Here is a 26298-nt window from a genome sequence, read left to right as displayed (position 1 = left end):
ACCGGCGTGGCGGGTGTCCAGCTGTGCCCACTGTTGCCGATGGTCTCCAGGGGGCAGGAGCGGCCCGGGAGTGCGCACGACAGGCTCCGCGACGAACGAGCACAGGAGGTGGGCGTGCCGCGAGCGAGGAGTGCCCGGAAGTTGCCGATCGACGTCCGGCAGCGGGACGGCGGCGAACAGGCGCAGTCCGGGCTGGTGGCCGGTGTGCTCGACGCGCTGCCCTCACCGACGGTCCTGATCGACGCCGACGGCACGATGCTGCTGGTCAACTCCGCCTGGCAGGCCGCCGGTGACCTGCTCGACGACGACCGCCTCCGGGTCGGCGTGGGCGGCAACTACTTCGCGGTGATGCTCAGCCTGTCCGACGACACGGCGAACCGGGAGCGCATCGACCAGCTGCGTGAGCTGTCCGCCGGTGCCCGCACCTCGGTCTCGGCCGACTACGCCCTGGCCACGGTCACCGGGGTGCGCTGGTACCACCTGCAGGCCTCCCGCGCCGACCGGTCCGGTCGGGTCGTGGTCACCCACACCGACGTGACCTCCCGGGTCGAGGCCGAGCGGGCGTCGTCCTGGCAGGCCCGGCACGACCACCTCACCGACCTGCCCAACCGGGCGCACCTGCACGACCTGATCTCCGCCGAGCTGCGCCGCGTCGACCGCGGCCCGGTCACCGTGCTGTTCCTGGACGTCGACGGCTTCAAGGACGTCAACGACACGCTCGGCCACGAGATCGGCGACCACCTGCTGCGTGAGCTGGCCACCCGGCTGACCAGCCGCACCCGGGCGCAGGACACCGTCGGCCGTCTCGGCGGCGACGAGTTCGTCGTGCTGTGCCGCGACTGCGACGTCGACGGCGCCCTCGCGCTGGCCGAGCGCTTCCAGAGCACCTTCGACGAGCCGTTCGACCTCGGCGAGCGGGTCACCCGGCTGACCGTGAGCATCGGCGTGGCCACCGCGCCCGGCGACGACCCCGGCCTGCGCTCCACCGACCTGGTCCGGGACGCCGACCTGGCGATGTACGCCGCGAAGGCGGCCGGCCGCAACCGGGTGCGGGTGTTCAGCCCCGACCTGCGCAGCGCCGTCGAGCAGAAGGTGCTGGTGGCCGCCGAGCTGCGGGCAGCGATCGAGTCCGACCAGCTGGTGCTGCACTACCAGCCGGTGCTGCACCTGCCCAGCGGCGAGGTCTCCGGGGTGGAGGCGCTCGTCCGCTGGCAGCACCCCGAACGCGGCCTGCTGATGCCCTGCGACTTCATCCCGCTGGCCGAGCAGACCGGGGTCGTCGTCCAGCTGACCCGGTGGGTGCTGGCGGAGGCGACCCGGCAGGCCGCGGCTTGGGATCTGGCCGGTCTCCCGCTGGTCACCGGGGTGAACATCAGCGCGGCGCACTTCGCCACCGGCACCCTCGTCGCCGACGTCCACGACGCCCTCGATGCCGCCGGGCTCCCCCCGGAGCGGCTGGTGCTCGAGCTGACCGAGACCAGCGTCGCGGAGGACCCGCTCCGGGCTGCGGCCCAGTTCGCCCAGTTGCGGGTCACCGGGGTCGAGGTGTCCATCGACGACTTCGGCAGCGGCTTCTCCTCGTTGAGCCAGCTGGTGTCGATCCCGGCCGGCATCCTGAAGCTGGACCGCAGCCTGATCGCCGGCATCGAGGTCCGGCGCAGCGAGTCCGCGGCGGCCATCGCCGCCGTGGTGGGGCTCGCCGCCGCCTGCGGCATGCGCAGCCTCGCCGAGGGGGTGGAGACCGCCGGTCAGCTCACGCTGGTCAGCGACCTGGGCTGCACCCATGCGCAGGGCTTCCACATCGCCCGGCCGATGCCGGCCGCCGAGGTGGCCGACTGGCTGGCCATCCGGCGGACTGCCCGCCGCGCACTCCGCACGCGCCTGCAGAGCGCCTGAGCCCGGCGGCCGGCACCCGCGCGATCAGCCCGGTTCGCCGCGCAGCTTGCGGCGGGCCACGACCACCAGGTCGACCAGCGCGATCACCGCCAGCACGGCCAGGGCGATCGGGAAGACCACCGGGACGTCGGCGAGGAAGGCCAGCACCGCGAGGACGGCGCACACCACGAGCCCGAAGGTCGCCAGCCCCAGCCGCAGGGTCAGCGCGCTGCGGGCGTTCCCCGCGCCGCCTTCCTCGTACCGGGGCTGGGACTCGGGGATCCCGTGCGGGAAGTGGTCGCGCTCGTACTCGGTCAGGTCGTCGGGGGTGCGCCGGTCGTCCGACGGTGACGTGCTCATGCCGCCGTGGGTACCCGGTGGCGCGGCGCACTACCCTGGATCGACGTGGCCGCTGACTTCTCCGTCGTCCTGGACGAACTCGACACGACCTTGAAGTCCATCGAGGCCGTGATGCGGGTCGATGACCTGCGTCGGGAGGTGGCCGAGCTCGAGCAGAAGGCCTCCGCACCCGACCTCTGGAACGACGTCGAGGCCGCCCAGGCGGTGACCTCGCGGCTGTCCTACCTGCAGGGTGACCTGCGCCGGGTGGAGGAGCTGCGCAGCCGGCTCGACGACGTCGGGCTGCTGCACGAGATGGCGGCCGAGGAGGGCGACGAGGCCACCACCGCCGAGACGGAGCGGGAGCTGGCGAGCATCCGCACCGTCCTCGACGAGCTCGAGGTGCGCACGCTGCTCTCCGGGGAGTACGACGAGCGCGAGGCGCTGGTCACCATCCGCTCGGAGGCCGGCGGGGTGGACGCCGCCGACTTCGCCGAGATGCTGATGCGGATGTACCTGCGCTGGGCCGAGCGGCACAGGTACCCCACCGAGGTCTACGACGTCTCCTACGCGGAGGAGGCCGGGATCAAGTCGGCCACCTTCGCCGTCAAGCACCCCTACGCCTACGGCACCCTCTCGGTCGAGCAGGGCACCCACCGGCTGGTGCGGATCTCTCCGTTCGACAACCAGGGTCGCCGGCAGACCTCCTTCGCCGGCGTCGAGGTGCTGCCCGTCGTCGAGCAGACCGACCACGTCGACATCCCGGAGAACGAGATCCGGGTCGACGTCTTCCGCTCCTCCGGCCCGGGTGGGCAGAGCGTCAACACCACCGACTCCGCCGTCCGGATGACCCACATCCCGACCGGCATCGTCGTCTCCTGCCAGAACGAGAAGTCGCAGATCCAGAACCGGGCGGCTGCCCTGCGGGTGCTGCAGGCCCGGTTGCTGGTGGTCCGCAAGCAGGAGGAGCGGGCCCAGATGGACGCGCTCAAGGGCGAGGGCAGCAGCTGGGGCAACCAGATGCGCTCCTACGTGCTGCACCCGTACCAGATGGTCAAGGACCTGCGGACCGAGGTCGAGACCGGCAACCCGAGCAACGTCCTCGACGGGGAGATCGACGCCTTCATCGAGGCCGGGATCCGGTGGCGCCGGCAGCAGGAGACGGCCGAGCTCGACTGACGGGCCGCGGTCGGGGGCCGGGGGAGAGACCGGCCACAGCCGGACCCGGCCCGGCAGCACGCAGGGTGACAGTGACCGACGGCCGGGCCGCCCGTTGGTCACTGTCCGTCCATGAGGTTGCGGGACGCGCCGGGCGAACGGATCATCCGCCGGCGTCGGACAGGTACCGTGGCCCCTCGTGATCGAATTGCAACACGTCTCCAAGATCTACCCGACCAGTCCTCGGCCGGCGCTGGATGACGTCTCGATGCAGATCGACAAGGGGGAGTTCGTCTTCCTCATCGGCTCGTCGGGTTCGGGCAAGTCGACCTTCCTGCGGCTGTTGCTGAAGGAGGACAGCCCCACCAAGGGCGTCATCACGGTCAACGACAAGAACCTGAACACGATGAGCAAGTGGCAGGTGCCCAAGCTCCGCCGCACGATGGGCTGCGTCTTCCAGGACTTCCGGCTGCTGCGCAACAAGACGGTCGCCGAGAACGTCGCCTTCGCCCTCGAGGTGATCAACAAGCCCCAGCGCACGATCAAGCGGGTCGTGCCCGAGGTGCTGGAGATGGTGGGCCTGGACGGCAAGGAGAACCGGCTGCCCAGCGAGCTCTCCGGTGGTGAGCAGCAGCGGGTGGCGATCGCCCGGGCGTTCGTGAACCGGCCGCTGGTGCTGCTGGCCGACGAGCCCACCGGCAACCTGGACCCGGAGACGAGCCAGGACATCATGCTGCTGCTGGAGCGGATCAACCGCACCGGCACCACCGTGGTCATGGCCACGCACGACTACCACATCGTCGACTCGATGCGGCGCCGCGTGATCGAGCTGAGCGACGGCGTCGTCAGCCGCGACCAGAGCCGCGGCGTCTACGGCGTGGGTCGTTGAGGTGCGGATCGCCGACCAGCCGATGACCGCCGGACCGCAGAACACGACAGGGAACTGATGCGCGTCAACTTCGTCCTCTCCGAGGTGGCTGCCGGGCTGCGTCGGAACCTGACCATGACGGTCGCGATGATCCTGACCACCGGGATCTCGCTGGGCCTCATGGGCACCGGCCTCCTGATCGCCAACATGATCGGCGACATGCGGGAGATCTACTACGACAAGATCCAGGTGTCGATCTACCTCGCCGACGACGTCACCGACGAGCAGCGTGACTCGATCGCCGCGCAGCTGGACGCCTCGCCCGAGGTGCAGGACTACATCTACGAGACCCGCGCCGAGGCCTACCAGCGCTTCACCCAGCAGTTCCAGGAACAGCCGGCGCTGATCGCCAACACCCCGGAGGACGCGCTCCCGGAGAGCTTCCGGGTCGAGCTGGTCAACCCCGAGCGGTACCCGGTCATCGCCGAGCAGTTCCCGAACGGGGAGGCCGGTGTCGACGAGGTCCGCGACGAGGGCGACTTCCTGGACCGGCTGTTCAGCCTGCTCAACGGCGCGCGCAACGGCACCCTCGCGGTGGCTCTCGTGCAAGCCCTGGCCGCGTTGCTGCTGATCTCCAACACGATCCAGCTCGCGGCGTTCAACAGACGCAACGAGACCAACATCATGCGGTTGGTCGGCGCCTCCCGCTGGTACACCCAGCTGCCGTTCATCCTGGAGGCGGCGCTCGCCGGCCTGATCGGTGCGGGGCTGGCGATCGGCGGTCTGGTGCTGACCAAGATCCTGTTCGTCGACAAGACGCTCGCGGGACCGATCAAGGCGGGCATCATCCCACCGGTCGACTGGTCGGCGATCATCGCGATCTCCCCGATCATCGCCGCCGCCGGGGTCGGCCTGGCCGCCGTCGCCGCCTACGTGACCCTGCGCCTCTACGTCCGCCTGTAGCCCCCACCCCACCCCCGCCCCCGCGGCGATCATGGAGCTGCGGTGGCGACGCGCCGGCCACCACCCGCGCGTCGGCACCGCGGCTCCATGATCGTTTCCCGGCGGCGCTCCCGGTGAGCCGCCCGGTAGCCTGGGGGCATGCCGCGGGAACAGGGGCGCAAGTTCATCGCCCAGAACAAGAAGGCGCGGCACGACTACTCGATCCTGGACACCTACGAGGTGGGCCTGGTGCTGACCGGCACCGAGGTGAAGAGCCTGCGTGCCGGCCGTGCCTCCCTCGTCGACGGCTTCGCCAGCGTCGACGACGGCGAGGTGTGGCTGCAGCACGTGCACATCCCCGAGTACACCGAGGGCACGTGGACCAATCACGCCCCGCGCCGCAAGCGCAAGATCCTCATGCACCGAGCCGAGATCGAGAAGCTCATCGGCAAGACCAAGGAGGGCGGGCTCACGCTCGTCCCGCTGGACCTGTACTTCAAGGACGGCAAGGTCAAGGCCACCCTCGCGCTCGCGAAGGGCAAGCGGAGCTACGACAAGCGCCAGGACCTGGCCGAGCGTGACTCCCGCCGGGAGATGGAACGCGCCTTCGGCCGCTACGTGAAGGGACGGCGCTGACCTCCATGCGCGGCATCGCCTACGACCGGTTCGGCGACGAGTCGGTCCTGCAGTTGCGAGACGACCTGCCCGAGCCCCCGGTGGGGCCGGACACGGTGCTCGTCCGCACCCGCGCGGCCGGGGTCAACCCGGTCGACATGGGCATCCGGGAGGGCGGCCTGGCCGGCTTCTTCCCGCACCACTTCCCGATCGTGCCGGGCTGGGACCTGGCCGGGGTCGTGGAGCAGGTCGGGCCGGCAGTGGTCGACTTCGCCCCCGGCGACGAGGTCTTCGGGTACCTGCGCCGGGACGACGTCCAGTGGGGGACGGCGGCCGAGCTCGTGCCCGCCCCGCAGCGCTGCATCGCGCACAAGCCCGACTCGCTCGGGTTCACCGAGGCCGCGGCGCTGCCGCTGGCCGGGCTGACCGCCTACCAGGCCCTGACCGAGGCGCTCGAGGTCGGCGAGGGTGACCGGGTGCTGGTGCACCGGGCCGCCGGCGGGGTCGGCTTCTTCGCCGTGCAGATCGCCGCCGCGCTGGGCGCGCACGTCATCGGCACCGCCAGCCCGCGCAACCACGGCTTCCTGCGGGACGCCGGCGCCGCCGAGGTGTTGGACTACAACGCCGGTCCGATCTCCGCGCAGCTGTCCGAGCCGGTGGACGCCGTCCTGGACCTGATCGGCGGGCCGGCGTTGGGTGACGCCCCGGACCAGGTGCGCGACCCGAAGCGGATCGCCAGCGTCGTCGACCCGGTGGTGCGCGAGCTCGGCGGCCGGTACGTCTTCGTCCGCCCCGAGCGGCACGACCTGGAGGAGCTCGGCCGGATGGCCGACGCCGGGCAGCTGCGGGTGGCGATCGCCAAGGCGTTCCCGCTGGCCCAGACGGCCGACGCCCAGCGGCTGGTGGCCGGCGGGCACGTGCGCGGCAAGGTCGTCATCACGCTTCCCTGATCCGGCCTCACATGGTCGGGCCGCTGCCGTTGGCGGCCCGACCGCGACGCGGGGCAACGGTCAGTGCGACCGTCACCGTGTCGCCGTCGTCAAACCGCTCCGCCCCGCGGACGTGCTGCTTCACCGGGAGCACGTAGCCGCCGGCGCGCGGCAGCAGCGAGGTCTCCCACTCGGTGGTGCCGATCTGCACGCGCACGGGGACCGCGCCCCAGCCGTAGCTGGCCACGGTGGCCTCGGCACGGACGCGGTCGCACACGTCCGCGGGCAGGGACAGCCAGTGGAACGGCGCCGGACCACGCCACTCGAACAGCTCGGCGCTGAAGGTCGCGTCCACGCCGCCGGAGGCTAGCGGCGATCACCGGATGGCGGTGCTGGTCCGCCCGGCACGGTGGACGCCGGACGGTGGGGCGGACCTAGGGTGGCCCTCGTGGTCGCACCGCCCGTCGACGATGCCGACGTCCCGAGGTACTGGCGGGAGCTCGGGCTGCCGGGGCTGGTCGACGTGCACGTGCACTTCCTGCCCGAGCGGGTGCAGGCCAAGGTCTGGCAGTACTTCGCCGAGGCGGAGACGCACTACGGGGCCCCGTGGCCGGTCACCTATGCGCTGCCGGTCGAGGAGCGGCTGGCGGTGCTGGCGGCCCTCGGCGTCCGTGCCTTCCCGACGCTGCCCTACCCGCACCGGCCGGGGATGGCCGCCTGGCTCAACGACGAGGCGGCCGCCTTCGCCCGGCAACACCCGGCCGTGCTGCAGTCGGCCACCTTCTTCCCCGAGCCGTCGGCGGCGGCCTACGTCGCCGATGCGCTGGACGCCGGCGCCCGGGTGTTCAAGGTGCACGTGCAGGTCGGCTCCTTCGACCCGCGGGACCCGCAGCTGGACGACGTGTGGGCCCAGCTGGAGGACACCGGCACGCCGGTGGTCATCCACTGCGGCTCCGGGCCGCTGCGTGGGGAGCACACCGGCCCGGCCCCGATGGCCGGCCTGCTGGACCGCCACCCGCGGCTCCAGTTGGTGATCGCCCACCTGGGGATGCCCGAGTACGCGGCGTTCCTGGACCTCGCCGAGCAGTACGAGCGGGTGCACCTGGACACCACGATGTTCGCCACCGACTTCACGGAGCGGCTGATGCCCTTCGACCGGGCGCTGCTGCCCCGGCTGGCCGCGCTGCGGGACAAGGTGGTGCTCGGCAGCGACTTCCCGGCCATCCCGTACCCCTACGCCCACCAGCTGGCCGCGCTGCACCGGTTGGAGCTGGGGGAGGAGTGGCTGCGGGCGGTCCTCTGGCACAACGGTGCATGGCTGTTCGGGATCACCGCCTAACCTCGGGCCTCGTGAACTCTGCGCCGCTGGCTCTGCCCGAGGGCCTCTCCGCCCGCCCGATCCGTCCCGACGACGCCGTTGCGGTCGCCGAACTGCTCGCCGTTGCGGAGGTGGTCGACGACACCGGGCTGCACGAGTCGCCCGAGGACCTCACCGGGCTGTGGGTCAGTGAGCTGGTCGACCTGGAGCGAGACACCCGGCTGGTGAGCACGGCGGACGGCACCGTCGTCGCCTACGCCACCACGATCGCGCCCCCCACGTTCCGGGACGCCTACGGCGTGCACCTGCAGGGTCGGGTGCTGCCGGAGTGGCGGGGTCGTGGCATCGGCCGGGCGCTGCTGGCCTGGCAGCTGGGGCGGGGCGAGGAGCTGCACGCCGAGCGGCACCCCGAGTCGCCGGCCCGGCTGACCGCCACCGTGTACACGACGATGCCCTCGCTGGAGGCGCTGGTGCGCCGGGCCGGGCTGGAGGCGGTCCGCTGGTTCTTCCACATGGAGCGGCCGCTGACCGACCTGCCGCCGCGGCGCCGGCTCGACGGCATCGACCTGGTGCCGTTCACCTGGGACCGGGACGAGGAGGTGCGGCTGGCGCACAACGCCGCCTTCACCGAGCACTACGGCTCCAGCGAGCGCGACGTCGCCTCCTGGCAGGTCATGTTCACCGGCATGCGGACCTTCCGCCCGGACCTGTCGGTGTTGGCGGTGGAGGACGGCGAGGTGCTGGGCTACGCGCTCGCCTACGTATCCGAGGCGACCGCCGCGGCCAGCGGCTCCCGGGAGAGCTACTTCGGCCAGATCGGCGTCCTCCCGTCCGCGCGGGGCCGGGGGGTCTCCAAGGCCGTGATCATCGAGGCGATGCACGCCGCTGCGGCACAGGACTGCCAGACCTCGGGGCTGGAGGTCGACAGCGAGAACGTCACCGGCGCGCTGGGGCTGTACGAGAGCCTGGGCTTCACCACGGCCCGCACCCAGGTCTCCTGGTCCCGGCGGCTGGCGCCCCTGGGCTGACGTGCGGGAGGGGCCGACGTCGTGACGCCGGCCCCTCCCGGACGGGTCAGGCGGCCAGGGCCACCTCGGCGGGCAGGTCGTCCTTCTTCGCCCGGATCAGCACGATGCTGAGGACCAGGGCGACCGCCAGGAACACCGCGGCCCAGATGAAGGCCACGTGGTACCCCTGCACGAACGCCTCGCCCGGGGCCGCGCCCGGGTTGTCGACGAGGTACCCGGTGACCGCAGAGGCGTAGAAGGTGTTCAGCAGGGCCAGGCCGAGCGAGCCGCCCACCTGCTGGCTGGTGTTGAGCACGGCCGAGGCGATCCCCGTGTCGTGGCTCGCCACCCCGACCAGCGCCGTGCTGGACGCCGGCACGAACACCGCCGCCATGCCGAGGCTGATCGCCAGCAGGGCCGGCAGCACCTCGGTGACGTACGAACTGGTCTCACCGATCCGGGTCAGCCAGAGCATGCCCAGCGCAGCCAGCACCAGCCCACCGATGATCAGCGGCCGCGGCCCGACCCGGGGGAGGACCTGGGAGACGACCCCGGCGCCGAGGATGATCCCGCCGCTGAAGGGCAGGAACGCGAAGCCGGACTCCAGCGGGCTGTAGCCCAGGGTCTGTTGGAAGTAGAAGGTCAGGAACAGGAAGATCGCGAAGATCCCCGCGCCCACCAGCAGGAAGACCAGGTAGGAGCCGCCCCGGTTGCGGTCCAGGACCACGCGCAGCGGCAGCAGCGGGTGGCTGGCGCGCTGCTCGTAGAGCACGAACGACACCAGCAGGACGGTGGCCGCGGCCAGCAGGGTCAGCGTGACCGGGTCGGTCCAGCCCACGCCCTCCTCGGCCGCCTTGCTGAAGCCGTAGACCAGGCTCACCAGGCCGGCGGCCGACAGCAGCACGCCCGGCACGTCGTAGCGCCGGTCGCCGTCGGTGCGGCTCTCCTTCACCAGGCCGATCGCGAAGACGGCGGTGGCCAGCGCGATCGGCACGTTGACGCCCAGCGTCCAGCGCCACGAGGCGTACTCGGTGAGCACCCCGCCGAGGATCAGGCCGATCGCGGCGCCACCGCCGGAGATGGCACCGAAGACACCGAAGGCACGGGCCCGCTCCTTGGGGTCGGTGAAGGTGACCGCCAGCAGCGACAGCGCGGCCGGCGCCAGCAGCGCCGCGAACGCGCCCTGCAGGCCGCGGGCGGCGAACAGCAGCTCCTGGTTGGGGGCCAGGCCGCCCAGCGCAGAGGCGCCGGCGAAGCCGATCAGGCCGATCAGGAAGGCGCGCTTGCGGCCGGTGAAGTCGGCGATCCGCCCGCCGAGCAGCAGCAGCCCGCCGAAGGCGAGGGTGTAGGCGGTGACCACCCACTGGATGTTCGCTGCGCTGATGCCCAGGTCGAGGCCGGCGTCAGGGAGGGCGATGTTCACGATCGAGGCGTCCAGCACGACCATCAGCTGGGCGACGGCGATGACGGCGAGGGCCAGCCAGCGGCGGGGGTCCGGGCCCTCGGTGTCCGGTGCGGGCGGCGGTGGCGCGTCGGGGACGGTGCTCCCCGGCGGGGTGGTGAGGCTGTCTGCGGGCATGGCGGAGCCGTCCTTCCTGCGCAGGGCGCAGTGCGGGCTGAGGGATGAGGGCAGGGGAGGGCGCACGGCCGGCGGCGTCGCGCGGTCGCGTGGTGCGGGAGGAACCCGGGCAGGCGCGACGGCGCGACGGTGCGCGGTCGGGGTGCGGAGTGCCTGCCGGAGGAGGGGCCGGCGGGGTCGGGGCCGGTGGAGTGGAGAGCGGGTCAGCTGACGGATCGGGCCAGTCCGCCGCCGGCCAGTCGCAGGCAGTCGCGGGCGAGGTCCAGGAAGTGGTCGAAGGAGTCGTCGGGGTCCCAGGCCTCGATCGCCGTGTTGAACGCGGCGAAGGCGGTGTTGATGACCAGTGCGGCGTGCAGCTCGTCCCCGTCGGGGGTGCGCCGGGCGACCCACTCCCGCAGGTCGGGCCCGAAGCTGTCACAGACGTCCCGCGACGAGTCGCAGAGCTCCGGTGACTGCTGGAACAGCCGCTTCTGCAGGGGCAGCCGGTCGGCGAGGAGCTCCGCCAGGCTGAGGACGAGCCCGGTGAGCGCTTCCCACAGCGGCTCGTCCCCCGGGGCGTCCGCCAGGAGCTCGCGCCACTGCTGCAGCTCCTGCGGATCGAGGTCGTAGACGACGGCTTCCTTGCTGCGGAAGTAGGTGAAGAACGTCGTCCGGGAGACACCGGCCTCGGTGGCGATGTCCTCCACGCTCACCGCGTCGAAGCCGCACTCGCTGATCAGGCGCAGCGCGGTCGAGCGGATCGTCCGCCAGGCCTCGAGCTTCTTGCGCTCCCGGAGGCCCAGCACGCGACCGACGGGGCAGTGCGGGGTCTTCCCCTGCCCGGATCCGGTCATGGGAGCACCGTAGACCTGAACCTGAACTCAGTACAGAATTTTACCCCGTTCGGGTTTCTGGACGGCGGTGTCCGGTCCCGAGACGGCTGTACCGGCGCGTGGAGAGGCGTAGGGTCGATGTGATGCGGAGCATCCTGCGGACAGCGGTCGTGGCCGCGGCCGCGCTGGGCGCCACGGCGCTCGGTGCGCCGGCTGCCGGTGCCGCCGAGGAGCCCGCCGCCGAACGTCGCAGCGCCACGGCGCAGAGCCCGATCGTGCAGAGCACCGTCGGGTACGACGTCTCCCACCCCCAGTGCGGCCAGACGCTGCCCGACGACGCGGCGTTCGCGGTCATCGGCGTCAACGGCGGGATCGCCACCACGGAGAACCCCTGCCTGGCCGACCAGTGGGAGTGGGCGAACGACTCCTCGGGCGCCGTGTCGGCCCAGCCGCGGGCGCAGCTCTACGTGAACACCGCCAACCCCGGCGAGGTGCGCGGGCAGGTGACCACCTGGCCGCGGCTGGGCGTCAACCGCTACGGCGTGTGCGACGGCGGCAACAGCGCTGCCTGCTCCTACGAGTACGGCGTCGACCGGGCCGAGAACGACGTCCGGATCGCGCTCGACACCCTGGGTGAGGCGTCGCCCGGGGCCGGGGACATCGCCATCGAGAGCCGTGCCGACCTCGTCGGCCTGCGGTGGTGGCTGGACGTCGAGACGATGAACACCTGGCAGACCGACGGCGCCGCGGCGCAGCGGAACAACCGGGCCACCCTGGAGGGGATGACCGACCACCTGGAGTCGGTGGGTGGTCGGGTCGGGCTCTACTCGACCGGCTACCAGTGGGGCGAGATCGTCGGCGAGGTGCCCTCGTGGAGCAGCCTGGACGGCCTGGACAGCTGGCTGGCCGGAGCCCGCAGCCTCTCCGGCGCGGTGGCCAACTGCTCCGAGGACCCGCTCGTCGACGGCGGCCGGGTGGTCATGACCCAGTACGTGGAGGACGACCTGGACCACAACCACTCCTGCGTCGCGGCCGCACTCTCGGCCCCGGCGACCACGTCTCCGGCGACCACGGCCCCGGCCACCCCGGCGCCGACCAGTGCGGCAGCGACCAGCGCGGGGGCGTCGGGCTGAGTCGTTAGGGTGCGAGGCATGGTCAGCGTCGATCAGCCCGCCGTCCCGCTCGCCCCCGATCTCCGCCTGGTCGCTCGCACGCACCGGCGGCTGGAGCCGCTGCACTCGCACGTCTACTTCGCACCGGAGACCGACGAGCACCTGACCGCAGCCGGGCTGCGCCCCGGCCGGATGGTCTACTTCGCCGGCCGCGCGGCGGCGATGGGCGCCGTCGGCCCGGGCGTGGTGACGGCGACGTTCGCCAACTTCGCTCCCGCGATCGTCGCCCGGCACCTGCCCCGCGCCTGGACCCTCGCCACACCCGACCAGGTGCTCGCCGCCCGGACGGCGGCCGCCACCGCCTCGCTCACCCGGCTCCTCGACGGCGCCGACGAGAGCAGCCTGGGCGAGCTGGCCGGCCTGCTCCGCGAGGCGTGCACCGCGTTGACGCCGGAGGCCCGGCCGCTGTTCGCCGCCCACGCTGACCTGCCCTGGCCGGAGGACCCGCTGCTTCAGGTCTGGCACGGCGTCACCCTGCTCCGCGAGCACCGCGGCGACGGGCACGTGCTGAGCCTCGTCCGGCACGGGCTGACCGGGCTGGAGGGGCTGGTCACCCACACGCTCACCGGCCGCGGGTTCACCCGGCAGGCCGCCCAGGCGACCCGGGGCTGGTCCGACGAGGAGTGGTCGGCGGCGCTGACCGGCCTGGCCGAGCGCGGCCTGGTCGCCGACGGGGGTCTCACCGAGGCCGGCCAGCAGCTGCGGGCGTCGGTCGAGCAGGAGACCGACGCGCTGTCGGCCGCCCCCTTCGTGCACCTGGGCACCGCGCGCACCGAGCGCGTCGCCGAGCTGGCCGGCGAGCTGACCGGCCGGCTGCTGGGCAACGGCGCGTTCCCGGCCGGCGTGCTGTCCCGGCCGTGACCGGTGCGCGGCTGCCCGACGCCGACGGCGACGGCCCGGCCGCCGAGGTGCTGCGGGCCCGGCGTGGCGGAGAGCTGTCCGCGCTCGACCGTCTGCTGCTGCACAGCCCCGCCGTCGCCGAGGGGTGGAGCGCGCTGCTCGGGGCGCTGCGCAACGGGACGACGCTGACCGCCGACCTGACCGAGCTGGCGGTGCTCCGGGTCGCCGTGCTCAACGACGCGGCCTTCGAGTGGGTCGCGCACGAGCCCGCCGCCCGCCGGGCCGGGGTCACCGACGCGCAGCTGGCCGCGCTGCGGACCCGTGACCCCGCCGCGGCGCCGGTGTTCTCCGCCGTCCAGGTCGCCGTGCTGCGGTACACCGACGCCTCGAGCGTGCAGGTCGACGTCCCCGATGCGGTCTTCGCCGCGGTGCGTGCACACCTGGACGACCGGCAGGTGGTCGAGCTGGTGACCACCGTGGCCGGCTACGCGATGGTGTCCCGGTTCCTGGTGGCGCTGCGGGTGCCGGCACCGGCCGGCGAGGTCGCCGGCTGACCGTTCCCGGTCCGTTCACCCCCTGGTGGGGCGACCGGGGTGACCGAGGGCGGCACCGCGTGTCACGATGGACGACGGCCGCGTGACGGACGCCGGCCCTCGGAGACGGGAGGTGCTGGGCCGTGCGATCGGAGCCTCCCAGTCACAGTCCCCGGGTCCCCTCCCGCTGACGCCCCCGGTCACCTGACCCGGGCGGGCACGCCTGCGGGGACCTGCTGCCCCCGTCCCCGCGTCCCCCGGGAGCCCAGCCGTGGCCGATCGTCGTCTCGCCCCCCGCACCGCCCTGTCCAGCCTCACCCGCCGCCCGCGCGCCGTCCTGGCGCCCCCGCGCCCGGCGGAGCAGCCCGGGTCGGTCCCGGCGACCGAGCGGCGTTCCCGGATGGTCGACAACGCGGTCTACGCCGCCGGCCGGCGGATCGCCACGCCGGAGTCGGTGGCCGAGAGCCACGAGTGGCTGACCGAGGGCTTCGACGACCGGATGGTCTGGCTCGGGCTGTACCGCCCGGAGCCGGCCGAGCTCGGTGAGCTGGCCGAGCAGTACGACCTGCCCGACCTCGCGGTCGAGGACGCCATCCACGCCCACCAGCGGCCGAAGTTCGAGCGCTACGGCGACACGCTGTTCGTCGTCCTCAAGGCCGCCCGCTACCTGGACGAGGCCGAGGAGGTGGAGTTCGGCGAGCTGCACCTGTTCCTCGGCTCGGACTTCGCCATCACCGTCCGGCACAGCGAGTCGCCGGACCTGGCCCGGGTGCGCCGCCGGCTGGAGAGCTCACCGGAGCTGCTGGCCCGCGGCACGGAGGCGGTGCTGTACGCGATCCTGGACGCCGTCGTCGACGGGTACGCCCCGGTCGTCGCCGGGCTGGACAAGGACATCGACGAGATCGAGGTCGAGGTGTTCCGCGGTGACCCGCAGGTGTCGCGGCGCATCTACGAGCTGTCCCAGGAGGTCGTGGACTTCCAGCGGGCGGTCCAGCCGCTGACCGGCATCCTCGCCGCGATCACCGCCGGGTTCGAGAAGTACGGCGTCGACGAGGAGCTGCGCAGCCACCTGCGGGACGTCGCCGACCACGTCACCCAGATCACCGAGCGGGTCGAGGGCTTCCGGCTGCAGCTGCGCGACATCCTCACCGTGAACGCCACGCTGGTCGCCCAGCGGCAGAACGAGGAGATGAAGACCCTCACCGAGACCAGCATCGCCCAGGGCGAGGAGGTCAAGAAGATCTCCGCGTGGGCGGCCATCCTCTTCGCCCCCAGCCTCGTGGGCGGGGTCTACGGGATGAACTTCGAGAACATGCCGGAGACCGACTGGTACTACGGCTACCCGTTCGCCGTCGTGCTGATGTTCATGGTCAGCCTCACGCTGTACGTGATCTTCAAGCGCCGCGACTGGATCTGACCGGCGGGGCCGCGCAGCTGAGGACGGCGGCGACGATGGCGTCGTAACCGGTGCAGCGGCACAGGTTGCCGCTGATCGCCTCCCGGACCTCGGTCTCGGAGGGGGACGGGGTGCGCTCGAGCAGGTCCTCGGCCGCGAACAGCATGCCCGACAGGCAGAACCCGCACTGGAACGCGTTGGTGTCCCAGAAGGCCTGTTGCAGCGGTGTCAGCTCGCCGCCCACGGCCATCGACGCGGTCGTCCGCACCTCGCACCCGTCGTCGGCGACCGCCAGCCGGAGGCAGGACTTGGCGATCGCACCGTCGACCCGGACGGTGCACGCCCCGCAGTCGCCGGTGCGGCAGCCGGCCTTGGGCGCGATCGCGCCCAGCTCGTCCCGCAGCGCGTCGAGCAGGAGTGACCGCGGGTCGATGCTCGCCGTCCGTTCCGCTCCGTCGACGGTCAGCCGCAGCTCCACGCGTCCCTCCTCCCCGGTCATGCCCGTTCCTCCTCAGCGTCGGCGACCGCTGCGCTCAGCGCCCGGCGCGCCACGGGTGCGGCCACGGCCGCTCGGTAGGACGCCGGCGCCAGCACGTCTCCCCACGGCTCCGGCAGGGCGTCGGCCACCGCAGCGGTGACCGCCCGGACGTCGTCGTCGACGACCACCCGGCCGAGCAGGGCGGAGACGTCGATCCGGACCGGGACGGCGGCCACCCCGCCCAGGACGAGCGTCGCCTCGGTGCAGAGGCCCACGGCGTCCAGGCGCACCACCGCGGCCGCGGTCGCGATCGGCCAGGAGCTCCCGCCGCGCTTGAGCTTCACGTACCCGGAGCCCGCGCCCGCCGCGGACGGCACCCGGAAGCCGGCGAGCACCTCGTCCGGTGCCAGGGAGGGGCGCATGGCGCCGGCGAAGAGCTCGGCGGCGGGGATGTCGCGGGCACCGCGCGGGCCGGCGACCCGGGCCACCGCCGCGCAGGCGACCAGGGCGGCCGGGACGTCGGACTGGGGGCGGGCGGCCATCGCGGCGCCACCGACCGTCGCCTGGTTGCGCAGGGCCCAGCCGCCGGTGATGCCCCCGGCCATCGTCCGCAGCAGGGGGGCGTGCTCGGCCACCGGGCCGCTGCCGAGCAGGTCCGCGTAGGTGCACATCGCGCCCATCTGCAAACCGTCGGCGGTCGCGGTCAGCTCGGCCAGCCCGGCGCGCCGCAGGTCGACGAGCTGCGCCGGCGCGGACTCGCCCCGCGACATCTCCGGCAGCACCCAGGTGCCCCCGGCGAGCACCCGCCCGCCCTCGGCGAGCGCGGCGACGCAGCCGCCGAGGTCGGCCGGCGCGACGTGCCGGAAGCGTGCCGGGATCACCGGCCCACCGCCTGCAGGGCGGCGAGGATGCGCGGCGGGCTGACCGGTGTCGACTCCAGCGCCGCCCCGTGCGGGGCCAGCGCGTCGTTGACCGCGTTCACCACGGCGGCCAGTGCGCCGGAGAAGCCGGACTCCCCGACGCCCTTGGCGCCCAGCGGCGTGCCAGGGGCCGGGGTGCACAGGTGCTCCAGCTCCACCGTCGGCAGGTCGATCGCCCGGGGCAGCAGGTAGGTCTTGAACCCGGTGGTCAGCGGCACGCCGTCGGGGTCGAAGACGAGCTCCTCGCCCAGCGCGGCGCCGATCCCCATGGCCACCCCGCCGGTGACCTGGCCGTCGACGAACATCGGGTTCACCACGGTGCCGCAGTCGTGGGTCACCACGTGCCGCAGCAGGGTGACCGAACCGGTCTCCGGGTCGACCTCCAGCACGCTGGCGTGCACCGCGTACGGGTAGGTGGTGTAGGTCTGCATCCGGCCGAGGGCGTCGGGCACCTGGCGCACGTTGCCGGGCCGGTAGGTGCGGGTGGACTCCAGGCGCGGCTCGACGTCCAGCGCCAGCCGGTAGCTGAGGGTGTGCACCGCCCCCGCGACCACGGCCAGCGGCAGCACCCGGGACGGGTCGGCGGCCAGGGCCGCGGCGTTCCCGGCCAGCACGACCTCCTCGGTCGGCTCGACCTGCAGCATCGCGCGGGCGGTGGCGCGCAGCGTGGCCGCGACGTCGCGGGCGGCCAGCACGGCGGCGTTCCCGCCGGTGATGATCGACCGGCTGGAGATGTTGCCGAAGCCGTACGGGCACCGTTCCGTGTCGCCCTGCACGACCTGGACCGACGACATGGGCACGCCCAGCTCGTCGGCGACCAGCTGGGCGATCGCCGTCTCGTTGCCCGTGCCGGGCGAGGTCACGCCGGTGAGCACGGTGACCCGGCCGGTCGGTGACATCCGGACCGTCGAGGTGTCGAAGGCGGACACCAGGGCGCCGGGGATGTCGGCGCTCTCCGGCATCAGCTCGAAGGCCAGCCCGATGCCCAGCAACCGGCCGGCGGCGCGCGCGGTGCGCTGCTCGGCCAGGACCGCGGGGTGGTCCAGCCGCTTCAAGGTCAGGTCCAGGGCCGTCGCGTAGTCGCCGCTGTCCAGCTCCAGGCCGGAGGTGTGCAGCCACGGGAACGAGTCGGGCGGGACGAAGTTGCGCCGGCGCACCTCGGCCGGGTGCACGCCGACTACCTGGGCGACGCGGTCGACGACCCGTTCCAGCAGCAGCGTGGCGCCGTCCTTGCCGAACGGCTTCGTGCCCACCCAGGGGGCCTTGTTCGTGGCCACGACCTGGTACCGCACGTGGCAGGAGGGGAGGGCGTAGCCCAGGCCGGTCGCCAGCGCCCCCACGTGCGCCATGCCCCAGCCGTGGGTCGGCGCCGCTGCCCCGTGGTCGGCGATGGCGTGCACGTCCAGCGCCAGCAGCCGGCCGTCCGCGGCGGCGGCCACCCGGTACCGCAGCACCTGTTCGCGGGTGCCGGCCAGCAGCGTCGCCGAGCGCTCCTCGACCCACCGGACCGGCCGGCCCAGCATCCGGGCCAGCAGGGGGACGATGAAGTCCTCCCGGTTGCCGTACATCTTCAGGCCGAACGACCCGCCGAGCGCCGGGGCGATCACGTGCACCGCCTCCTCGTCGAGCCGGAGGGTCGCGGCGAGCACGGTGCGCAGGACGTGCGGGTTCTGGGTCGTCGCGTGCACGGTCATCTTCCCGGCGGCCGGGTCCCAGTCGGCGAGGTAGCTGCGGGTCTCCATCGGCGCGGCCGTGCCCCGGTGGGTGCGCAGCTCGCCCTCCAGGACGTGCGCTGCGTCCGCCGCGGCCGCGGTGAAGTCGTCCGGGCCCACGTCCCGCTCGATGATGAGGTTGTCGCCCCAGTCCGGGTAGAGCAGCGGGGCGCCGGGGAGCAGCGCCTGCTCGGCGTCGAGCACCACCGGAAGCCGCTCCCAGGTCACCTCCACCGCAGCTGCGGCCAGCGCCGCGTCGGCGGCGTTCGTGGCGACCACCGCGGCGACGGGCTCACCGGCGTACAGCGCCGTGCCCACCGCCAGCGGCCGGACCACCGCGTGGTGGCCGCCCAGGTGACCGGCGTCCAGGCCGTGCGGGATCTCCTCGCAGTGCTCGGCCGCCTCGTCGCCGGTGACCACGGCCAGCACCCCGGGCAGCGCCCGGGCCGCCGCGGCGTCGATGGCCACGATCCGGGCGTGTGCGTGCGGCGAGCGGACCAGCGCCACGTGCGCCGCCCCGTCGGCCCGCACGTCGGCGGTGTACACCGCCCGGCCGGTGACGAACACGTCGCCGTCCTGGCGGCGGACCGGCGAGCCGGTCAGCCGCGGCGGGACCGCGGTGGTCACGGGGAGGGCGTTCCGGCCGGCTCGACCACGAGGTCGATGACGGCGAGCCGGAACGGGTTGACCGTGCCGTACCGCTCGGCCTGCTCGGCGTCGTCGACCGGGGCGAAGTCGCGGACCAGGCTGCGCTTGACCGCGAAGACCGCGTCGGCGTCCAGGTAGGGGCTGCCCTCGACGAAGATGTGCGTGGTCACCGGCACGTACCCCGGGGCGTCGGCGATGAAGTGGATGTGCGCCGGCCGGTACGGCAGCCGGTCGGTCGCCGTGAGCAGCTCCCCGACCGGGCCGTCGGTGGGGATCGGGTAGTGCGCCGGGACGGTGGTGCGGAACCAGAACCGGCCCTCGTCGTCGGTGGTGAACAGCCCGCGGCCGTTGCCCGCGGGCTGCCGATCGGGCTGCTGCACGTCGTAGAAGCCGTTGTCGTCGGCCTGCCACACGTCGACCCTGGCCCCGGGCACCGGCTCACCGGAGACGGAGAGCACCCGGCCGGTGACGACGCACGGCCTGGTGCCGCCCACCTCGTCGATGGTGTCCCCGTTGCTCCGCGGTGGCGAGACGGTCATGTGGAAGGGCCCGAGGACGGTCGCCTCCGTGGCTCCGCCGACCTTGCGGTGGTTGATGTTCTCCACCAGCGAGGAGATCCCCAGGACGTCGGAGAGCAGCACGAACTCCTGCCGCACGTCATCGCACTTCTGGCCGGTGCGGGTCAGGAAGTCGATCGCGTACTCCCACTCCGCGAGCGTCGGCTCCACCTCCCGGATCGCGGTGTGCAGGCCACGCACGAGCGCGCCCAGCACCTCGCGCAGCCGGGCGTCCGACGTCCCGGCGAAGCTCGTGACGACGGCGTCGGTGACGGTGTGCTCGTCGATGTCGGCGACGTCGTCGTCGGCGAGGCCGGCATCGGTCTGCGTGTTGGTCATGCGTTTCCCCCAGGCGGATCGAGCGGCACGACCGGCAGCAGCAGCGCCGACGGCCGGGCGGTGTCGTGGTAGATCGTGTGCAGCGTCGTCCGCGAGCTGGACACGTGGTAGGGCACGTACTCGGCGTTGGTCGCCCCGGCGACCCCGGTGGGCACGTCCATGCTGGTGATCTCCAGGCAGATCCGGTGACCGGGCTGGAACAGGTTGGCCGTCGCGAGGATCTCGATCTCGTACTGCACCACCTCGCCGGGGGTCACCGGCTCGGCCGCGGCGCGGGTCAGCCGGTGGAACGGCTTCCACTCGGTGCTGCGCTCGGGGTCCAGTGCGCGGTTCGAGGCCTTCAGCCAGCCCCGGGTGAGCTCCCGCTCGGGCAGGTCGGGGTGCAGCTCCCGCTCACCCTCCCGGACGGTCATCACGTGCGGGTCCGGCCCGATGTCCTTGAGCGAGACCATCCAGGTGGTGTCGTCCTGGTCGAGGGCCGCGTACAGGGTCAGCTTCGCCGGTCCGGCGATCAGCATCGGCTCGCTCAGGGGCTCGCTGACGTAGCGGAGCCCGGTGACCTTCCGGGTGTGGGTGAGCGGCATCTGCACGAAGGAGTCCGGCGGGATGTGGTCGTCCACCGACATCGGCACGAACGGCTCCGGGCGCAGCCGCTCCCAGCTGCTGAGGTGCAGCGGTGTCCACTCGGTCTCCGGCAGCGGCCAGTCCGTGCCGGTCCGCCAGGCGTTGGCGCCGGTGACCCAGTAGCGGACCGGTGGCTCGTCGAGCACCCCGGTGTCGAGGCCCTTCAGCCAGTGGTCGTACCAGCGGAGGATCTCCGAGTGCATCCCGTGGAAGGGGCGCTCGAGGTGGGCCGGCCCGAGGAAGAGCAGCTTCTTGTCCTGGCTGGCGATGTTCCGCCAGTAGCTCTGCGCCCCCTGCAGGTGGGTCTTGTAGGTGTAGGCGTACCAACCCGAGCCGGTGTAGACCGGGATGTCGATGTCGGCGAAGCCGGCCTCGCTGCGCTCCAGCACGCCCTCGGCCTCGAAGGGGTCGATGAGCACGTTGAAGTAGGCCGGCATGTGCTGGCCCTTCATCGACAGGATGTTCACCAGGTGCGGGTGGATCGCGTAGTCCGGGTCGGCCATCGCCTCGCGCCAGAGGGCCTCGCGCTCGGGGGGCAGCTCACCGGGGGCGCCGCGGTCCTGGTGGAACGTGCCGAAGTGGCCCACCAGGTAGCGGAAGAGGTGCACGACCCCGCCGGGGTACTCCTCCCGGAAGCCGCCCAGCTCGCCGTAGGCGCCACGGGGGTCGAACGGGAAGACCGCCTTCAGGTGCGGCGGCTTCTGCCGGGCCACGTGCACCTGCTCGGCGCCGAAGCCGGAGATGCCGACCATCCCGACGTTCCCGTCGCACCAGGGCTGCTGGGCGATCCACTCGATGAGGTCGTAGGAGTCCCAGGTGCGGGAGCCCCCGCTCTCGGACTTCCCGACACCGCGCGGCATCCCGATCACGTGCACGTAGCCGCGGGAGACGAGGAACCGGGTGTCGCCGGCCTCCATCGGTCCGCTCCACAGCGGCGACCAGGCCGGCTGCGGCGGGATCGCCGTCGCGGTGTCCGGCCCCTGGATGTCCTTGTTGTAGATGGCGAACGCCAGCAGCGCCGGCTGCGGGGTGTCCGTGTCGGGCCGGTAGACGTCGACGCACAGCTGCACGCCGTCCCGCATGGGCACGTAGACGTCCCGCTCGACGACCATCCCCTCGTACTCGGGTGCCCGGTCGTAGCCGGGGGGCACGTGCTCCGGTGACAGCGGGGACGGCATGGGTCGCGGAGGCCTTTCTCGAGGCGGACCCGGCCGGTGTGGACCGGCTCCGGGTCGGGGCCGGGAGAACGTAACCGCGGCCGCGCGGGTCGGCTGTCCACCTGACGCGACCACTGTCCGCGATCCGCGACCGATCCGGCCGGACCTGCCGAGGGCCGCCGGGATGCACCTCGCCGCCCGGGCCGACCGGCCTACTGTCCGGCGCGATCCGGCGACCGGCCGGGTCCTGGACAGAGGAGACGGCGTGGCCGACTACAACCCGTTCATCAGCGACGTGGCCCCCGCGCCGTCGACGCGCCGGATCCGCCGACTGGTCACCGGCCTGGACGACGAGGGGCGCTCGACCATCGTCCTGGAGGACGTCGCCCGGCACGCCGCGGCCGGGCACGGGGTGCCCACCTACGTGGCCACCCAGCTGTGGCGGACCGAGACCACGCCGGCCGACAACACCGGTCCGCTGCGCGACCCCTACGACACGGACGAGCAGCTGAGCGTCGGGCCACCGGAGCAGGGCACCGTCTTCCGGACGCTCGAGCTGCCCCCGGACCGGGACTGGCGCTTCGACGCCGACGGGAACGAGGTCCGCCCGATGGCGTTCCACACCACCCGGTCCATCGACTACGCCATCGTGCTGAGCGGGGAGGTCTGGGCGGTGCTGGACGCGACCGAGGTGCGGATGACCGCCGGCGACGTGCTCGTCCAGCGGGGCACCGCGCACGCCTGGTCCAACCGCTCCGACGAGCCGTGCGTGCTGGCGTTCGTGCTCATCGGCGGGAACCTGCCGGGCGAGGGCTGAGCGCCGCCGCCGGCTCCAGCCGGACGCCGCGGCCGTCGACGCCGCGGACCGCTCAGGCGGGCGGGGCGTCGGCGCCCGTGGCGGAGGGCAGCTCCCCGAAGCGGGCGCGGTAGGCCGCGGAGAACCGGCCGAGGTGCGTGAAGCCGCACTGCTGCGCAGCCTCGGTGACGCTGATCCCCCCGGCCGTGAGCCGGGCGCGCGTGACGTCCAGTCGTACGTCGCGCAGGTACCCCATCGGCGAGACGTCCAGGTGCGCCGAGAAGGACTCCTGCAGCCGGCGCACGCTGGACCCGGTGGCCCGCGCGACGTCGGTCACCGTGAGCGGCTCGGCGAAGTGGTCCTTGATGAACTCCTGGGCGCGACGCACGGTGCGCGGGCGGAGCGGGGCGCCGCCGGAGCGCAGCGCCTCGCTCCAGTTGTGCGGCTGGCTGCTCAGCAGCCCCGTCACCAGGCTGCGCAGGTAGCTGTCGCGGACAGCCGGGGTGTCGAACACCCCCGGCCGGTCGAGCTCGTCCAGCAGGAACTGCACCATCGCCAGCCAGGACCGGCCGGCCGGCCCGCGCAGGTCGAAGGCGGGGGAGAAGCGGACCGGTCCGGCGGCCGGGTGGCCGAGGAGCGCGCTCAGCTCCCGCTCGACCAGACCCCGGCTGAGCTTGAGCCCGATCAGGCCGCTGTCGGCCTGGGTGCGGAGCTGGTGCCGCTCCCCGGCGGTGTGCACCGCCGCGAAGCCGGGCTGCACGAGCACCTCCTCCCGGCCGGCGACCGCCACCGCGGAACCGGACAGCGCCAGGTTGACGTGGTAGCTCGTCGACTCCAGCTCCGGGGTCACGCGCACGCTGCCGCCGGGTCGGATGAAGCCCAGCGTGACGTCCTCGGTCCGCAGCGCGTGCAGCACCGAGGGGTGGGTGAACCGGCGGCCCAGCTGCGGTGCGACCTCGGCCGGGTAGTAGGCGTCGTTGAGGCGCCCGGTGAACTCGTGGACGTCCAGCGAACGGCACAGCAGGAAGCGCTGCAGCGGGAGTGCCGTGGTCATGGCGCGACCCGGACTGTGACGGTGGACACGGCCCCAGGCTAGATGGCGGACGGCGAACTGCACGAACGTGCCGACCCGGTGGTGTGCGGTGTCCGGGATGCGCGCCCGGTGTCCGGTCGGCGCGGAGAAGTAGGGCCATCTGGCCCTTGTCGCCGTGACATGGCCCACCGCGCGCGCCGTACCGGCGATGCTGCCCCCGACGTGGTGACCGAGCGGGAGGAGCCGGGGCGTGAGCGACGAACGGTTCGACCTGGACGGCCTGCCGACCCGGGTCCTGTTCGGGCCCGGGCGGCGGGCCGACGTGCCGGGTGAGGTGGCGCGCCTGGGTGGGCGTCGGGTCCTCATCGTGACCGGACGGTCGCAGCAGGCTGCCGTGGCCGAGCAGCAGGCGGCCCTGGGGACGGCGCACGTGGCCACTCTGGACGGCGCTGTCGAGCACGTCCCCGTGGCCTCGGCGGCACGGGCCCGGGCGGTGGCGGACGAGGTGGACGCCGACCTGCTGCTGGCCGTGGGGGGTGGCTCGGCAGTGGGGCTGGCGAAGGCGGTCGCGCTGACCTCCGGGCGCCCGCTGGTCGTCGTCCCCACCACCTACTCCGGCTCGGAGATGACCCCGATCTGGGGCACCACCGAGGAGGGGCGGAAGACGACCGGACGGGATGAGCGGGTGCGCCCGAGCGTCGTCGTCTACGACCCCGAGCTGACCGTCGACCTGCCCTCGGGCACCACGGCCTCCAGCGGCATGAACGCCGTGGCCCACTGTGTCGAGGCGCTCTGGCTGCCCGGTGCGAACCCGCTGATCCGGGCGCTGGCGGAGGAGGGGGTCCGGGAGCTGGGCGACGCGCTCCCGGCGCTCGCCCACACGCCTCGGGACCTGGGCGCGCGGGCCGCGGCGCTGCGCGGGGCCTGGCTCGGCGGCACCGTCCTGGCGCTGGCCGGCACCGGCCTGCACCACAAGATCTGCCACGAGCTCGGCGGGCTCGGCCTGCCACACGCGCCGGTGCACGCCGCGGTGCTGCCGGCGGTCGCGGCCCTGCTCTCCGAGGCGGCACCGGACGCCCTGCGGCGGGTGGCCCGGGCCCTCGCCGCCGACGACGGTGTCGCCGCGCTGCGCCAGCTCGCCGTACAGGCCGGCGCGGCGACCTCCTTGGGCGACCTCGGCCTGCGGGTGGACCAGGTCGACGAGGTCGCGGAACGGGTCGCCGCCCTGGCGCCGGCCGCTCCGCGCGCGGTCTCCGCAGCCGACGTCCGCGGCGTGCTGCACGCCGCCCTGACCGGGGGGACGTGACCAGAACGTGACCTTGACTCGCGCTCGAGCTGCATCCAAGGGTGTGCCGCGCCACACAGCCGCGCCCCATCCATCTCTGGAAGTGAGGATCCGAATGACGGGAGCTGCGCTCCTCGCGTCCGTTCCGCTCCGTGGCCGCGTCGCGGTCACCGACACCGGCGTGCCGACATGAGCGGCACCGCCGTCTCGTCGACGTCGTCGCCGGGCGCCGGTCCTGACAGCCCGGAAGCCGGACCCCCGCAGCTGTCCTCGGGCTGGTCTCCCCGACGTGTCGGTCGGGTGGTCCTCGGGCAGGAGTACCTCGGGGTGCTGGCGGCGACGATCGCCCTCGTCCTGCTCATCGGGGCCTTCCACCCGCGCTTCCTCGAGGCCGGCCAGCTGGCCTCGATCCTCAACAACGCCGCCTACATCGGGATCCTCGCCTGCGGCCTGGCCTTCCTCCTGGCCATGCGGGAGCTCGACCTCTCCGTGGGCTCGGTGTACGCGTTGACCGCTCTGGCCTGCGCGATGCTCGTCCAGGAGGGCGTCAACCCGTGGCTCGCAGCCGCGCTGGCCATCGTCGTCGGTGGGTTGCTCGGCCTGGTGAACGCGCTGCTCATCCAGTACGCCGGGCTCCCCTCGATCGTCGCCACGCTGGCGACGCTGGCCATGTACCGCGGGCTCACCCTGGCGCTCAGCGAGGGCACCCAGGTGCTCGGGCCGCCGCTGGAGTCCTCCTTCGCGCAGGTGGTCAGCGCGCAGTTCCTCGGCATCCCGGTGCCGGGGTGGACGCTGATCGTGGTCGCGTCCGTGCTGACCGTCGTCCTGCGCGCCACGCCGTTCGGCTACCGGGTGCGCTCGATCGGGTCGAACCCCGACGCCGCCGCGTTCAGCGGCATCCCGGTCGGGAAGGTGCGGATGCAGGCGTTCGTGCTCACGGGCGTGCTGGGCGGGCTCGCCGGCGTGCTGACCATCGGCTACCTCGGCGCGGCGGATCCCAACACCGGCACCGGCTACGAGCTGCAGGCGATCGCCGCTGCGGTGATCGGCGGCACCTCGCTGGCCGGCGGGCGGGCGACCATCGTGGGCGCCGCGCTCGGCGCGATCCTGCTCGGGGTGGTCGGCAGCGGGCTGGCCTACTTCAGCGTCCCGATCAACTGGAACCAGTTCGCCCTCGGCGCGGTGATCCTCGGCGCGGTGTCGCTGGACAGCTTCGTCCGCCGGAGGCGGCGCCAGTCCCGTGCCGCCGGAGGCCTGCGGCTCTGACTCGGAGCGCCCCCACCGGACGGCCCCCGGGCCGGTCCGCTGATGTCCCCGAGGGACGCCGACACCTCGGCGCCCCCGTGCTCCACCCCGTCTCACCAAC

25 protein-coding genes are annotated in these 26298 nt (G+C 73.3%); 15 read left to right on the top strand and 10 right to left on the bottom strand.

What is annotated here, in order from left to right:
* Positions 1-114: 114 nt before the first annotated feature.
* The gene (locus tag O2W20_RS16565; RefSeq protein ID WP_269171081.1) at positions 115-1896 is read left to right on the top strand and encodes a putative bifunctional diguanylate cyclase/phosphodiesterase; all 1782 of its coding nucleotides are present in this window, start codon (positions 115-117) and stop codon (positions 1894-1896) included.
* Positions 1897-1920: 24 nt separating this feature from the next.
* On the opposite strand, the gene O2W20_RS16560 is transcribed toward O2W20_RS16565, so the two are convergent.
* Positions 1921-2235, bottom strand: coding sequence for a DUF6343 family protein (locus O2W20_RS16560; RefSeq protein WP_269171082.1), 315 nt, complete (start codon positions 2233-2235; stop codon positions 1921-1923).
* A gap of 45 nt (positions 2236-2280) precedes the next feature.
* Here O2W20_RS16560 and prfB point away from each other — a divergent pair, with 45 nt between their 5' ends.
* The 5 genes from prfB to O2W20_RS16535 all read left to right on the top strand — a co-directional run bounded on the left by prfB (position 2281) and on the right by O2W20_RS16535 (position 6747).
* Positions 2281-3393 (top strand): peptide chain release factor 2, encoded by a 1113-nt coding sequence (prfB, locus tag O2W20_RS16555; RefSeq protein WP_269171083.1) that lies wholly within the window; start codon positions 2281-2283, stop codon positions 3391-3393.
* Positions 3394-3571: 178 nt separating this feature from the next.
* Complete coding sequence (ftsE, locus tag O2W20_RS16550; protein WP_269171084.1) at positions 3572-4261, top strand: cell division ATP-binding protein FtsE; 690 nt, start codon at positions 3572-3574, stop codon at positions 4259-4261.
* A 57-nt stretch (positions 4262-4318) separates the two neighbouring features.
* Positions 4319-5203 carry a permease-like cell division protein FtsX gene (gene ftsX / locus O2W20_RS16545; protein ID WP_269171085.1) on the top strand — a complete coding sequence of 295 codons (885 nt, stop codon included), beginning with the start codon at positions 4319-4321 and terminating at the stop codon, positions 5201-5203.
* Between the two features lie 138 nt (positions 5204-5341).
* Positions 5342-5818 (top strand): SsrA-binding protein SmpB, encoded by a 477-nt coding sequence (gene smpB, locus O2W20_RS16540; RefSeq protein ID WP_269171086.1) that lies wholly within the window; start codon positions 5342-5344, stop codon positions 5816-5818.
* Positions 5819-5823: 5 nt separating this feature from the next.
* Entirely contained in the window at positions 5824-6747 is a 924-nt protein-coding gene (locus O2W20_RS16535) for an NADP-dependent oxidoreductase (RefSeq protein WP_269171087.1), read from the top strand.
* A 7-nt stretch (positions 6748-6754) separates the two neighbouring features.
* Here O2W20_RS16535 and O2W20_RS16530 read toward each other — a convergent pair whose 3' ends face one another.
* Positions 6755-7081 (bottom strand): DUF1905 domain-containing protein, encoded by a 327-nt coding sequence (locus O2W20_RS16530; RefSeq protein WP_269171088.1) that lies wholly within the window; start codon positions 7079-7081, stop codon positions 6755-6757.
* Between the two features lie 93 nt (positions 7082-7174).
* Between O2W20_RS16530 and O2W20_RS16525 the strand changes: the two genes are divergently transcribed.
* Both O2W20_RS16525 and O2W20_RS16520 read left to right on the top strand, forming a co-directional pair.
* The gene (locus O2W20_RS16525) at positions 7175-8065 is read left to right on the top strand and encodes an amidohydrolase family protein (RefSeq protein ID WP_269171089.1); all 891 of its coding nucleotides are present in this window, start codon (positions 7175-7177) and stop codon (positions 8063-8065) included.
* Between the two features lie 11 nt (positions 8066-8076).
* Positions 8077-9072, top strand: a complete 996-nt coding sequence (locus O2W20_RS16520) for a GNAT family N-acetyltransferase (protein WP_269171090.1) — start codon at positions 8077-8079, stop codon at positions 9070-9072.
* A 46-nt stretch (positions 9073-9118) separates the two neighbouring features.
* Here the strand turns inward: O2W20_RS16520 and O2W20_RS16515 are convergent, their stop codons facing one another.
* Both O2W20_RS16515 and O2W20_RS16510 read right to left on the bottom strand, forming a co-directional pair.
* Positions 9119-10630 (bottom strand): MFS transporter, encoded by a 1512-nt coding sequence (locus O2W20_RS16515; protein ID WP_269171091.1) that lies wholly within the window; start codon positions 10628-10630, stop codon positions 9119-9121.
* Between the two features lie 203 nt (positions 10631-10833).
* On the bottom strand, positions 10834-11463 hold the full coding sequence (locus O2W20_RS16510) for a TetR family transcriptional regulator (RefSeq protein ID WP_269171092.1): 630 nt from the start codon (positions 11461-11463) through the stop codon (positions 10834-10836).
* 122 nt (positions 11464-11585) lie between these two features.
* Here O2W20_RS16510 and O2W20_RS16505 point away from each other — a divergent pair, with 122 nt between their 5' ends.
* The 4 genes from O2W20_RS16505 (at position 11586) to corA (ending at position 15404) form a co-directional block, all read left to right on the top strand.
* On the top strand, positions 11586-12575 hold the full coding sequence (locus O2W20_RS16505) for a hypothetical protein (RefSeq protein WP_269171093.1): 990 nt from the start codon (positions 11586-11588) through the stop codon (positions 12573-12575).
* 18 nt (positions 12576-12593) lie between these two features.
* Positions 12594-13475, top strand: coding sequence for an SCO6745 family protein (locus tag O2W20_RS16500; protein ID WP_269171094.1), 882 nt, complete (start codon positions 12594-12596; stop codon positions 13473-13475).
* The gene (locus O2W20_RS16495; RefSeq protein ID WP_269171095.1) at positions 13472-14008 is read left to right on the top strand and encodes a carboxymuconolactone decarboxylase family protein; all 537 of its coding nucleotides are present in this window, start codon (positions 13472-13474) and stop codon (positions 14006-14008) included. Before O2W20_RS16500 ends, O2W20_RS16495 begins: the two co-directional genes overlap by 4 nt.
* Positions 14009-14258: 250 nt before the next feature.
* Positions 14259-15404 carry a magnesium/cobalt transporter CorA gene (gene corA / locus O2W20_RS16490; protein WP_269171096.1) on the top strand — a complete coding sequence of 382 codons (1146 nt, stop codon included), beginning with the start codon at positions 14259-14261 and terminating at the stop codon, positions 15402-15404.
* Here the strand turns inward: corA and O2W20_RS16485 are convergent.
* From O2W20_RS16485 to O2W20_RS16465, 5 genes are read right to left on the bottom strand one after another with little or no spacing between them, the layout of a single operon-like run.
* On the bottom strand, positions 15382-15882 hold the full coding sequence (locus O2W20_RS16485) for a (2Fe-2S)-binding protein (RefSeq protein WP_269171097.1): 501 nt from the start codon (positions 15880-15882) through the stop codon (positions 15382-15384). The two genes, corA and O2W20_RS16485, sit on opposite strands and share 23 nt — an antisense overlap.
* Complete coding sequence (locus O2W20_RS16480) at positions 15879-16742, bottom strand: FAD binding domain-containing protein (RefSeq protein WP_269171098.1); 864 nt, start codon at positions 16740-16742, stop codon at positions 15879-15881. The genes O2W20_RS16485 and O2W20_RS16480 overlap by 4 nt, the downstream gene beginning before the upstream one ends.
* Complete coding sequence (locus O2W20_RS16475; protein WP_269171099.1) at positions 16739-19120, bottom strand: xanthine dehydrogenase family protein molybdopterin-binding subunit; 2382 nt, start codon at positions 19118-19120, stop codon at positions 16739-16741. Before O2W20_RS16475 ends, O2W20_RS16480 begins: the two co-directional genes overlap by 4 nt.
* A complete protein-coding gene (locus tag O2W20_RS16470; RefSeq protein ID WP_269171100.1) occupies positions 19117-20037 on the bottom strand; it encodes a dioxygenase family protein in 921 nt (306 codons plus the stop codon). The genes O2W20_RS16475 and O2W20_RS16470 overlap by 4 nt, the downstream gene beginning before the upstream one ends.
* A complete protein-coding gene (locus tag O2W20_RS16465) occupies positions 20034-21839 on the bottom strand; it encodes a CocE/NonD family hydrolase (RefSeq protein ID WP_269171101.1) in 1806 nt (601 codons plus the stop codon). The genes O2W20_RS16470 and O2W20_RS16465 overlap by 4 nt, the downstream gene beginning before the upstream one ends.
* Positions 21840-22083: 244 nt before the next feature.
* On the opposite strand from O2W20_RS16465, the gene O2W20_RS16460 reads away from it, so the two are divergent.
* Entirely contained in the window at positions 22084-22635 is a 552-nt protein-coding gene (locus O2W20_RS16460; protein WP_269171102.1) for a cupin domain-containing protein, read from the top strand.
* Positions 22636-22687: 52 nt separating this feature from the next.
* Here the strand turns inward: O2W20_RS16460 and O2W20_RS16455 are convergent, their stop codons facing one another.
* Positions 22688-23668, bottom strand: coding sequence for an AraC family transcriptional regulator (locus O2W20_RS16455; RefSeq protein ID WP_269171103.1), 981 nt, complete (start codon positions 23666-23668; stop codon positions 22688-22690).
* Positions 23669-23897: 229 nt separating this feature from the next.
* Here O2W20_RS16455 and O2W20_RS16450 point away from each other — a divergent pair, with 229 nt between their 5' ends.
* Both O2W20_RS16450 and O2W20_RS16445 read left to right on the top strand, forming a co-directional pair.
* On the top strand, positions 23898-24953 hold the full coding sequence (locus tag O2W20_RS16450; RefSeq protein ID WP_269171104.1) for a maleylacetate reductase: 1056 nt from the start codon (positions 23898-23900) through the stop codon (positions 24951-24953).
* A gap of 279 nt (positions 24954-25232) precedes the next feature.
* Positions 25233-26198: an ABC transporter permease gene (locus tag O2W20_RS16445; RefSeq protein ID WP_269171105.1), complete on the top strand. Its 966-nt coding sequence runs from the start codon at positions 25233-25235 to the stop codon at positions 26196-26198.
* Positions 26199-26298 lie beyond the last annotated feature (100 nt).

Source organism: Modestobacter sp. VKM Ac-2982, assembly GCF_026967935.1.
GTDB lineage: Bacteria > Actinomycetota > Actinomycetes > Mycobacteriales > Geodermatophilaceae > Modestobacter.
The sequence above is the reverse complement of the archived record's forward strand: the minus strand, read 5'-3'. Positions and strand labels throughout refer to the sequence as shown.

Coding starts and splice junctions, on each gene's coding strand:
- O2W20_RS16560 (WP_269171082.1), bottom strand. CDS start 2,235: ATGAGCACGTCACCGTCGGACGACCGGCGCACCCCCGACGACCTGACC.
- ftsX (WP_269171085.1), top strand. CDS start 4,319: ATGCGCGTCAACTTCGTCCTCTCCGAGGTGGCTGCCGGGCTGCGTCGG.
- smpB (WP_269171086.1), top strand. CDS start 5,342: ATGCCGCGGGAACAGGGGCGCAAGTTCATCGCCCAGAACAAGAAGGCG.
- O2W20_RS16535 (WP_269171087.1), top strand. CDS start 5,824: ATGCGCGGCATCGCCTACGACCGGTTCGGCGACGAGTCGGTCCTGCAG.
- O2W20_RS16515 (WP_269171091.1), bottom strand. CDS start 10,630: ATGCCCGCAGACAGCCTCACCACCCCGCCGGGGAGCACCGTCCCCGAC.
- O2W20_RS16510 (WP_269171092.1), bottom strand. CDS start 11,463: ATGACCGGATCCGGGCAGGGGAAGACCCCGCACTGCCCCGTCGGTCGC.
- O2W20_RS16505 (WP_269171093.1), top strand. CDS start 11,586: ATGCGGAGCATCCTGCGGACAGCGGTCGTGGCCGCGGCCGCGCTGGGC.
- O2W20_RS16500 (WP_269171094.1), top strand. CDS start 12,594: ATGGTCAGCGTCGATCAGCCCGCCGTCCCGCTCGCCCCCGATCTCCGC.
- O2W20_RS16485 (WP_269171097.1), bottom strand. CDS start 15,882: ATGACCGGGGAGGAGGGACGCGTGGAGCTGCGGCTGACCGTCGACGGA.
- O2W20_RS16470 (WP_269171100.1), bottom strand. CDS start 20,037: ATGACCAACACGCAGACCGATGCCGGCCTCGCCGACGACGACGTCGCC.
- O2W20_RS16465 (WP_269171101.1), bottom strand. CDS start 21,839: ATGCCGTCCCCGCTGTCACCGGAGCACGTGCCCCCCGGCTACGACCGG.
- O2W20_RS16455 (WP_269171103.1), bottom strand. CDS start 23,668: ATGACCACGGCACTCCCGCTGCAGCGCTTCCTGCTGTGCCGTTCGCTG.